Source organism: Deltaproteobacteria bacterium CG11_big_fil_rev_8_21_14_0_20_49_13 (genome assembly GCA_002796305.1).
Classification (GTDB): Bacteria; UBA10199; UBA10199.
Genome location: PCWZ01000025.1, coordinates 1 through 9,959 on the forward strand (window position 1 = coordinate 1; position 9,959 = coordinate 9,959).

The 9,959-nt window shown below is 47.9% G+C and carries 8 protein-coding genes and 2 tRNA genes; 4 read left to right on the forward strand and 6 right to left on the reverse strand.

The genetic code is table 11. From position 1 onward, the window contains the following. Positions 1-420: 420 nt before the first annotated feature. The 3 genes from COV46_02070 to COV46_02080 are packed head-to-tail and all read right to left on the reverse strand — an operon-like array spanning position 421 to position 4,054. Positions 421-2,136, reverse strand: coding sequence for a hypothetical protein (locus tag COV46_02070; protein PIR17918.1), 1,716 nt, complete (start codon positions 2,134-2,136; stop codon positions 421-423). Continuing rightward, positions 2,136-2,816, reverse strand: a complete 681-nt coding sequence (locus COV46_02075) for a hypothetical protein (protein ID PIR17919.1) — start codon at positions 2,814-2,816, stop codon at positions 2,136-2,138. The genes COV46_02070 and COV46_02075 overlap by 1 nt, the downstream gene beginning before the upstream one ends. After that, positions 2,759-4,054, reverse strand: a complete 1,296-nt coding sequence (locus COV46_02080) for a hypothetical protein (protein PIR17920.1) — start codon at positions 4,052-4,054, stop codon at positions 2,759-2,761. Before COV46_02080 ends, COV46_02075 begins: the two co-directional genes overlap by 58 nt. A 41-nt stretch (positions 4,055-4,095) precedes the next feature. On the opposite strand from COV46_02080, the gene COV46_02085 reads away from it, so the two are divergent. The 3 genes from COV46_02085 (at position 4,096) to COV46_02095 (ending at position 6,795) form a co-directional block, all read left to right on the forward strand. Further along, positions 4,096-5,052 carry a hypothetical protein gene (locus tag COV46_02085; protein PIR17921.1) on the forward strand — a complete coding sequence of 319 codons (957 nt, stop codon included), beginning with the start codon at positions 4,096-4,098 and terminating at the stop codon, positions 5,050-5,052. 85 nt (positions 5,053-5,137) lie between these two features. Next, positions 5,138-6,004 (forward strand): site-specific DNA-methyltransferase, encoded by an 867-nt coding sequence (locus tag COV46_02090; protein PIR17922.1) that lies wholly within the window; start codon positions 5,138-5,140, stop codon positions 6,002-6,004. A 5-nt stretch (positions 6,005-6,009) separates the two neighbouring features. Beyond that, positions 6,010-6,795: a nciI gene (locus tag COV46_02095; GenBank protein PIR17923.1), complete on the forward strand. Its 786-nt coding sequence runs from the start codon at positions 6,010-6,012 to the stop codon at positions 6,793-6,795. 341 nt (positions 6,796-7,136) lie between these two features. Here the strand turns inward: COV46_02095 and COV46_02100 are convergent. From COV46_02100 to COV46_02110, 3 genes are all read right to left on the reverse strand, one after another. Beyond that, a tRNA-Thr gene (locus tag COV46_02100) sits at positions 7,137-7,208 on the reverse strand. A gap of 97 nt (positions 7,209-7,305) precedes the next feature. Next, positions 7,306-7,393 (reverse strand) — tRNA-Leu (locus tag COV46_02105). A gap of 52 nt (positions 7,394-7,445) precedes the next feature. Continuing rightward, positions 7,446-7,661: a DNA-directed RNA polymerase subunit omega gene (locus tag COV46_02110; protein ID PIR17924.1), complete on the reverse strand. Its 216-nt coding sequence runs from the start codon at positions 7,659-7,661 to the stop codon at positions 7,446-7,448. 264 nt (positions 7,662-7,925) lie between these two features. On the opposite strand from COV46_02110, the gene COV46_02115 reads away from it, so the two are divergent. After that, positions 7,926-9,806 carry a hypothetical protein gene (locus COV46_02115; GenBank protein ID PIR17925.1) on the forward strand — a complete coding sequence of 627 codons (1,881 nt, stop codon included), beginning with the start codon at positions 7,926-7,928 and terminating at the stop codon, positions 9,804-9,806. Positions 9,807-9,959 lie beyond the last annotated feature (153 nt).

Below are 9,959 nucleotides of genomic sequence, written 5' to 3' on the forward strand. Positions count from 1 at the left end.
CCTGCATCTCGGCGCGTTATAATCAACAAATGATCAGAAAAGAGCGAGTTAGAAATAACTGCCGGCGTAGAACCGCACCCTCTCCACATCACTTATCCAAAACCACCCAATCTCCTCCAAATGAGTCCGTCTTGTGGGTTCCGTCTTCGTCTTGTGGGTTCGTCTTGTGGGTTTCAAATGAGTCCGTCTTGTGGGTTTGGGTTCAATCTTTTCGGCTTATGCTCTTCGTCTTGTGGGTTCAATCTTTTCAGAGGCGTCTTGTGGGTTTCGGCTTATGCTCTTCACGGTCGGCCTCCTTTATTTTGGGGGCAACCTTATTGTTGACCCGTTTTATTTCTTGGAGCAGAGGGTATCACTACTCGCTGGCTCCGTAAATAAGGGGCCGACCGCTTTCATCCCATCTAAATATTTAGGGCTGGTTCACGGGTTCTGCTGGAGTATCTTCTTTCGGTCGTGAACACCCAGGAAAACCAGTCCCATGGCCACCCATATAAAGCCACGGAGGCGCTTTATTATCTGGATAGTTATGCCGATAGAAGGCGGATATTTAAGGAAATATAAGATGCCGCTAAATGCGCTTTCAATGACGCCTAAAGAGCCCGGAATGAACGAGAAGGTGAAGTTAATGATGGGGGCGGCGGCACCCAAAAGCAGGGCCACTTGGAACGAAAAAGCACGGTTGGCGGCATAACCTATCAGGAACACTTCCACTATTCCAAGGAATCGGCCGAAAATATGGCAGAAGAGGGCGATAAAGAAGCCCTTCTTATTTCGCTTATAGAACTCCTGAATGTGCCCGTCGACCTCCTCAAGCTTTTGCAGGGTCCCTGTGGAAAAGTTCTTTTTGATGCGGAGTCTCTGGGCTATCTCGGCAAGGAAAATAAAGAGCCCTTTGTGTTGATGGATAAAAACGAAGCCTACAAATATAAGTGCGACAGAGGTGATAATGGGGAGCCCGTATTTCATGTTGTTGGGGAGAAAGTCGAGCTCGATAAGCGCCGACGCCACACCTATAAGTATCACTATGAGGGTGCTTATTGAATGAAGGGTCCTATCTACTACTACAGACGCCGCAACTCCGGTCATAGGCAGCTTGTGCCTTAACATATAGGCGCGGGCGGGGTCTCCGGCCACAAAATTAAGGGGCGTTATGGCGTTGACCGCTTCACCGATGATCTTTGCCTTAAAGAGCTCGAAGAACTTTATCTTGGCGCCGAACGGTTTCAGAAATTGATACCATGCTATCGTGTATCCAAGATACCAGATAAGCGAAAGCGACAATATGGGGATGGTCCAAAGGCCGACCTGTTTCAGCTGGTTTAAGATGTTCTGTATCCCCAGCTTATGGACCAGTGCTCCGAACATGAAGATGCCTATGCCGCCGAATATGTAGCGGACATATCTTTTGACTATGGTGCGCCAGTGCCATATCTTCTCTTCGGCCACCTTTCTGTCCTCGGGGGAATCGACCTCGTGCCAGCCGATGTGGCTAAGGTCCGCTATCCCTACCTTGTGGTCGTTGGCCGCCATGTGGCCGATTATCGCCTCGACGTTAGAGTTCTTTCCGTAGACCTCGTATGTCGCCACCGCGGCCTCGCGGTAGGCGGCGGCCTTTTCCTTCGGCACGAAGGTGGAGCCGATATAGCCGCAGTCGAAATCCTTCAGGGTTTTTTGTATCTTTTTAAGAAAACCGTTCTTGTCCTTTTTGACCTTCATGTCGTCCGGAACAAGCTTTCTGTCGTAGTCGCAGGCAACGGTTATTCCCTTCATCTGGGCTTGGTAGGGGCGGAACATCTTTTTGGGATAGATGTGGTCGGCGTTCAAGAGGACAAAATCGGTATCTAAAAAATCGAGCGCCGCCATCACCGTGCGGACGCTCCCTTCATGAAAATCGGGATTGTAGAATATCTTTATCTTCTTTTTGAAGGATTTTGCTTTTTCTTCAATGTGGAAGCGAAGAGCCTCGTATTTATAGCCGCCGATTATCCCTATTTCTTCTATCTCGGGCTGGTCTAAAAAATTAAGGACATGGTCGATGAGCGGTTTCCCGACCACGTGGACCATCGCCTTGGGCCTGTCACGCGTGAACGTTCCAAGCCTGTCGCCTCTGCCTGCGGCTAGAATAAGTGCCTTCATCAGATGATATCTTTTAATTCGTTAAGCGAATTAATGACGCGAATATCCGCGCTGTAGCTTTCAAAGTCGTGATGTGTGAACACGCCGATCCTTCCGATGAAAACTATCCCAAAGTCCTTGGCGCGGTCGAAATCTTTCAGCGAATCGCCGACAAAGACCATTTCACTCCTGTCGCACTCAAAGGCCTCGCGCGCAAAATTAAAATGAGCGTTCCCCTTTGCAAAGTTCTCTCTCCATCCAAGCACCATGTCGAACTTGAGTCCCAGTTTCGCCGCCAGCTCGTCAACGAGCTCCTGAAAATTGTTCGAAGAGACCACGGTCTTAACGCCTTTCTGGGCAAGCGAGGCGAGCGCAGGCTCCACATCGTCGAATTTCTTGTGTAAAAGGTAATTGGTCTTCTTGGTCGATTCGTATTCATCCACGGCCTTCTTGTTCTTTGGGTCCTTCGGATGAAGTATCTCTATCTGCTCGAAGAAGGGGAGGCCGGAGGTCGCGAAATATTGCCTGCGGGCCTCTTTCATGGGCGTTCCAAAGTTCTTGTGGAGCACGTGCGAAGCGATGTCGGCGAACGTGTTCATCGAATCCACTATCGTGCCGTCAAAGTCGAAGATGGCCACTTTTTTCATTTGTAATGTTTCTCCCTTAGGTAGGCGAGCACAAAGACGCCGGCCCAGACGCATATGGAAATGCAATAGAACCACCAGTGAAGTATGCCGAAAACGGCGGTGATAAGGAACGTGAGGGAAAAGAAGTCCTTCTTGAAGAATATCTTGAAATATTTGATGAGGCAAAGCACGAACCTGGGGGTGTTACGCGGTGAAAGCTTCTGCAGGAACTCCTTGTCGTACGTCACAAAGCTGGCCGAATCGGTCCTTTTCTTCAGATAATCTATCATTAAAAGAATGATCAAAAGGGCGCCGACGATGAGCAGGCCGCCGAAGACGAAGGAGACATAAGAACCGGTCACGCGGTACTGATGTATCATCATGCCTGTTAGGAAGGCCGCCAGCGAAAGATTGTCGGAAAGGGAGTCTATGTATTGACCGAACTTGGATGTCCGAAACGTCAGCTTTGCGACCTCCCCGTCGCAACCGTCCACTATCGAGGCTATCTGGAAAAGTACGGCTCCTATAAGAACGCCTTTATAGGTGAGGCCGGCGGCTCCTATGCCCGCGCTTAAGCCTATGAATATGTTTATGATAGTTATCGAGTTCGGCGCTACGCGCATCCTTGAAAGCATGAGGCTTATGGGGAGCGATATCCTCTTGTTTATCTCCCGCGCAACGAACGTCTGCGTGTTTACCCTGATATGTTCCGTGAGGATGTTCTCGGCCATCTTTATATCTGCGAAGCGCTGCACCACTATCGATTCTCCGCCTTCGCTTATGAAGTGCTGATTATTTCCGGCTATCATCTCATCGATGAACTCCTGCATGGTGAGAGGATACCCGCCGGCCTTTACGGCCGCTTCATCTAAACTCTGCAAAGAGAACCCAAGCACCGCGCCGCGCATGGTGGCGGGTTTTAACATCTTCACCTCGTTAAGCCCAATCTTTGCGTTAGAGTGAGAGAGGAGCATCTTCGGCATATCGGGGGAAAGATAGTTGGCGTTGATAAGATATGTCGACTGCTCGCAGTATCCTTCGATTTCCTTTATCTCTTCCGCTGAGATCCTGTGGGAATCCTTTGTAAGGATCAGGTTAAGATGAATGTCTCTGTTCTTTACCGTTTTTCCCCACAGCTTTAGCAGATGTCTGCGATGGCTCAAAGGCGCTATGACCGTAAACGCCTTTTCACCCTTCTGATTGAGGGCCAGGATGGGCCGCAAAAAGAGGGGAATGCCCGCAACTTTCGCAAAGCTTACCGCCGTTGCCTCGCGTGTATCGGTTGGGATGTATACAACAAAACGTGATTTCATAATTGACGCGGGAGATTAGGTTATGTTACCCCCCAAAGGCAATGAAAAAATACAAAAAGCCCCCTGCGTGGAGAGGAATTCTTTATTATTTACGCTGTCTTATCCGTCACCGTCCCAACTGGCTGAATGTCGAGGTCACAAAACGCTGCAACGCCAGATGCAATTTCTGCAAGTACTGGGAAGAGAAGGGCCCGCCCGAGCTGGAGGATTATACCGATATAGTGAAGCAGTTCAGGCCGGTCGTACTGTCGCTTTCCGGCGGAGAACCGCTCATTCGCAGGAACCTGCACGAGATAGTGAGAAAGATGAGGCCCTATGCCCACTATGTGGCGATAGTCACGAACGGCACGCTTCTTACCGAAAAGCGCGCGACGGAGCTCTTCGACGCGGGGCTCAACCAGCTCTCGGTTTCGCTCGATTTTTTGGGTGAGACCCACGATGAGATGCGCGGGGTGCCGGGGCTCTACGAAAGAATTTCGAAAGTGGTCCCCGATCTTGCGGTCAAAGGATACAACGTTGCCTTCAACACGGTGATAATGGATACGAACCTCGACCAGATAATTCCCCTGGCCGAGGCCGCGGCAAAGTGGGGCGTGGGAATAGCGTTCAGCACCTACTGTCATTTAAAGAACGACAACCACGATCACAAGATAACGGAAGATACATATTTAAAGGTATCATCCATAGTCAAAGAACTGAAAAGGCTCAAACGGAAGAACAAGAATATTAAGAACTCCGATTATTATCTGGATAAGATCCCCGAGTTCGTCATGAACGGCGGCATTCCCGACTGCAAGGCCGGAAAAAGATGGGTTCAGGTGACCCCCGACGGATTTTTACAGCCATGTTCGGAACTGCCCCGCTACTGTCACTACTCCGAATATACAAAGACGAACATCCCTCAGATAGACTGCACCAAATGCTGGTTCGCCTGTCGCGGCGAGGCCGAGGCAAATCCCCTTCATCCAAGAAGAATAGTAGAACTGGCGAAGAGTTAAAGGGTGCGACCAGATTGACCTTGTAATTTAATTTGTGATTTGCAATCATGGGGCTGTTCTTTATAGAACAGTTGGGAGCAGATAGATGCAAAAACGGCGGTCCATTCCACAAAAGGTAAAAACCAAATCTCCATCTTCGGGCAGTTTGTTAACACGTGATGATTACACTGATAAAATAATATGCGGTGACTGTATTGAAGTGATGGGCAAAATGCCGGATAAAAGCATTGATTTAGTAGTCACTTCGCCGCCATATAATCTTAAAAATTCTACCGGAAATGGCATGAAGGATGGGCGAGGGGGAAAATGGCAGAACGCTGCACTTATAAACGGTTATTCACATCATGATGACTGCATGCCGCACGAAGAATATGTAGCATGGCAGAGAAGTTGTCTTTCGGAAATGATGAGGCTTGTTAAAGATGATGGTGCGATTTTTTATAATCATAAGTGGCGGGTTCAGGCTGGATTGCTCCAGGACAGGCATGATATAATTCAAGGTTTTCCCGTGCGTCAAATAATTATATGGAGAAGAAAAGGGGGGATTAATTTTAATCCCGGATATTTTTTACCAACCTACGAAGTAATTTATCTTATAGCTAAATCCAAATTTAGATTAGCACCAAAATCGAATTCTTTTGGAGATGTATGGGAATTTACTCAAGGGATAAACACAATTCACCCCGCACCTTTCCCTGTAACACTTATTGAGCGAGTTATTTCTTCAACTAAGGCAAAAATAATTCTTGATCCATTCATGGGATCTGGAACCACTGCCATAGCAGCAATTAACTTCAATCGTCACTATGCTGGCATTGATGTATCACCCGGATACTGTAAGTTGGCGCAAGAAAGAATCGTAAGTCATATGAAGAATAGCACTCAAAATATCATGAACTACAGGGCTAGGACGAGAGGTCCCGAATTGAAGCAGATGAATTTAATCGCGTAATCTCTATGAATAAGGTTTATACAAAAGATCAGCTCATACGGCGTTTACGGGACATTAAAAAAATGGGCTGGGTAGAGAATACAAGGCACGGGAATTGTGGTGGTGTTGGAAATACCATGGAGGACTTGCTTGGCATTGAGGAGAACAATTTACCGCTTCCCAATGCTTCCGAATGGGAGCTTAAATGCCAAAGAATAAATACACAATCTTTAGTAACACTGTTTCATGTGGAGCCGTCTTCCACAGCTTTGAAATTTGTCCCAGTTATACTGCTTCCGAGATATGGATGGCCACACAAGGAGGCGGGCAGAAAGTATCCTAAAAATGAACAGAGTTTTAGGCAAACGATATCTTGTCTTAAACGTAGCGATCGTGGTTTTACTGTTGTTGTCGATAGAACAAATAAGAAAGTTTTAATATCTTTTGCTTACAAAAGCGTTGATCCTAGACACTCCAAGTGGCTTAGCAAGGTTAAATCCAGAGTTGGTTTGGGCGAGTTGAGTCCTCAACCATATTGGGGTTTTGATGACCTTTTTCATAAAGCTGGAACTAAATTGCATAACTGTTTTTTTATAGAGGCTGCGGTTCAAAAGTATGAAGGACGAGAGCTTTTTGAATATCAAAAGATAATGATGTTATCCGGATTTTCAAAAGAAAAATTCATTAGAACAATTGAGTCGGGAGACATTTTGATCGATTTTGACGCTCGTACTGGACACAACCACGGAACAAAATTTAGATTTCGCAACAATAAACTTCCATCCCTGTACGAAAAAGCCACAGAAATTTAATAGTTTTTTCACTAAAAAACCGAGGCTGGCAAAATAAAGCGCCAAATATGGTTTTGCCATTTTGGTGCGCGGGGTACGGGGCCATTGCAAAACGATGCCGAAATTTAGATGGTGCGAATAGCATCAGTCATCGTTTTGCAGGGCCCCGCTTAAATGAGCCGACGAGAGGGGTTGAACCTCCGACCCGCGCATTACGAATGCGCTGGTTTATTAAAATGGGGGGAACGACCGGCTTCGTCAGACTCGCCGTTTCCCCCCAAACCCCTTTCGCTCGCGCTGGATGAACCAGACGCTCGCTCACATTATAAGATTATTTGCGCGGACAATTTTTAAAGGACGTGAGCCGACGAGAGGGGTTGAACCTCCGACCCGCGCATTACGAATGCGCTGCTCTACCACTGAGCTACGTCGGCATTATGATGGGGGGAACGACCGGCTCTAAGATTCGCCGTTCCCCCCCAAGCCCCTCTCGCTCACGCTGGATGAACCAGACGTTCGCTCGCGGGAACGTTGTGCCGGAGGTGGGAGTCGAACCCACACAAGGGGTGACCCTTGGCAGATTTTGAGTCTGCTACGTCTGCCATTCCGTCACTCCGGCGATCTCTTGTGCAACAAAAAATCATCCGTCTGGGGTTTCTGGCGGACGAAGCTTAGTGCTTCTTCACTCTCGGGGCCTTTTCTTCCTTCACGACCCTGACCCTTCCGGCCGCTATCTCTCGGAGCGCGGTAACGATATCCTTGTTGTTGCACTTATAGAGCGGGGCGGCCCCGTTCATAAGCGCCTTTGTCCTTTTTGAGGTCGCATATACAAGCGCGAACCTGTTCTCGACCCTTGCCAGACAATCTTCAACTGTAATTCTTGCCATTAAAAATCGTAAATCGGGACCCGTAAATGGTTACTTGTTAAAAACAAGTTACAAGTTACAGGTTACAAGTTACGCCTCTTCATTAGTAGAACGGCGCTTATAGCCATAAACTTTAAAGTAGTCAAGGGGTTATAATTGACACTTAACGTCTATTTATGATATCAAAGGGTTAAATCGAGCCGCCAGCAAAGTTAAAGGCCAGCAATGCCAGCAAAGTAAAACCTTGCTTGCCTTGCCTGCTTTGCTTGCCTTGCTGGCTTATTCATGCCCATTAAGTCATTAAAAGAGATCACGCTCCCGGAATATCGCGGTCGGCACATTTTTACGGCAAAGCTTCGCCTGACCACCTTTATACTCTTTTGGTTCCTCTACGTCCTTTTCATGAAGGACTGGATGGAAGAGACCCGCCACGTGGCAATAATCATAAGCTCCTGTTTTTTTGTCACCACCTTTTGCTACTATAACATCTACCGCGAACGTTTTGTCGTCCCTTCGCTCTTTTTGGAGGTCGTGGCCGACACCGTTGCAATAACTTCCATAATATATCTCACGGGCGGCCCCGAAAGCACATATTTCACGGTCTATATATTCTATGCGGTCGTTGCCGGCATGCTTTACAACCACATCGTGGCGATAACCGTTGCCGTGATATCGATTATCATCTACTCCGCATTCAGCATCCTTTGCTATCAGGATTACATTCCGCCTCTGCTCGTTGCCATGGATGGCATGGTCTCTCCCGCGGTCAGGTCGCCATATTTTCATACGCTGATGCTCGCGCTCTTTCTGACGCTCGCGATCTACACCACTAAAATTGCTAACTACTTCACCCAGCTTCGCGAAAGAATGCTCGAGGCCCGCAACAAGGAACTCACCGCGCTCCACCAGATGAGTAACGCTATCCGCTCAATGGTCTCGCTCGAACTGGTCATCAAAGAGGTTCTTCAGGGCGTTATGCAGGGTCTCGATTTTGGGCTCACGCTTCTAATACTCATCGACAAAGATACAAAGACCCTTAAATGCTATCCTCCAAAGGATAATCCGATGGTCAAAAGAGCGGAAGATGCGCTGGGCATCTCGTTCGATAATGTTTCGCTCCCGCTCGATTCAATGGATAATACGGCGTTTCGCTCCCTCCGGCAGAACCAGATAATATTCAGGCGGGAGATATCTGAGCTTGTGGTCGGCATAATGCCGGCTATTCCAAAAGAACGTCTGGACGGGCTTCAAAGAGAACTTGGGATTAAAAAGGTGGTGGCCATTCCGCTTGTGGCCGATGGGAATGTGATAGGCGCTCTCTTCGGTTTTACAACTCTTTATTTTATCGGCGAAAGAATGGTGCAGACGCTGGAATCTTTTGCCAACCAGGCCGCCATGGCCATTCAAACGGCCCAGCTCATAGCCGAGCTCCGCAAGAAGAACGTTGCGCTCATCGAGGCCAATCGGGTGAAGTCGGAGTTTTTGGCCACCATGAGCCACGAGCTTCGCACTCCTCTCACCGCCATCATCGGGTTCTCGGAGCTTCTGCTCGAAGGGGTCATGGGCGAGCTAAACGAGGAGCAGAAAGATTCCGTGAGGGAGGTCCTTAACAACGGTTCCAACCTTCTCGACATGATAAATAACCTTTTAGACCTTGCAAAGGTGGAGTCGGGCAAGATGAAGCTCAACCTTTCTCGCTTTGACCTCAAAGAACTTCTTGAAAGGGTGGGGCACACGATAGCGTCGCTCATTCAGCGAAAACGTCACAATTTGATCTTTAATGTGGGCAAAGATATGCCGCCCATCGTTGCCGACGAAAAACGCGTTCAGCAGATAGTCCTTAATCTTCTTTCGAACGCCATAAAGTTCACCCCCGACGGCGGGAACATTTCTATTAGCGCCGAGTTCAAAGAGAACGATTACCACATAGTCATTTCGGACAACGGAATAGGGATAAAACCGGAACATTTGGAAACTATCTTCGACGTATTTTCACAGGTCGATTCAAGCGCCACTCGCAGTTACGAAGGGACAGGCTTAGGTCTTGCCCTTGCCAAAGAGTTCGTGGAGCTTCACGGCGGCCGAGTTTGGGCCGAGAGCGAGCACGGCAAAGGAACCACCTTCAATTTCACAATGCCTTATCTGAATGAATCAACGCATATTTAAACGGATCAATCCTTGCAGGTTATCGCGTAATGTATCGAGAGGCTCATCTCATCTCCTCTTCTCGGATCTCTATAGTATTTCAACTTCTTATTCGTATGCCAGTGCGAATAAGAAGTTAGAAATACTTATAGTTTTTAACAAAGGTATTACTAA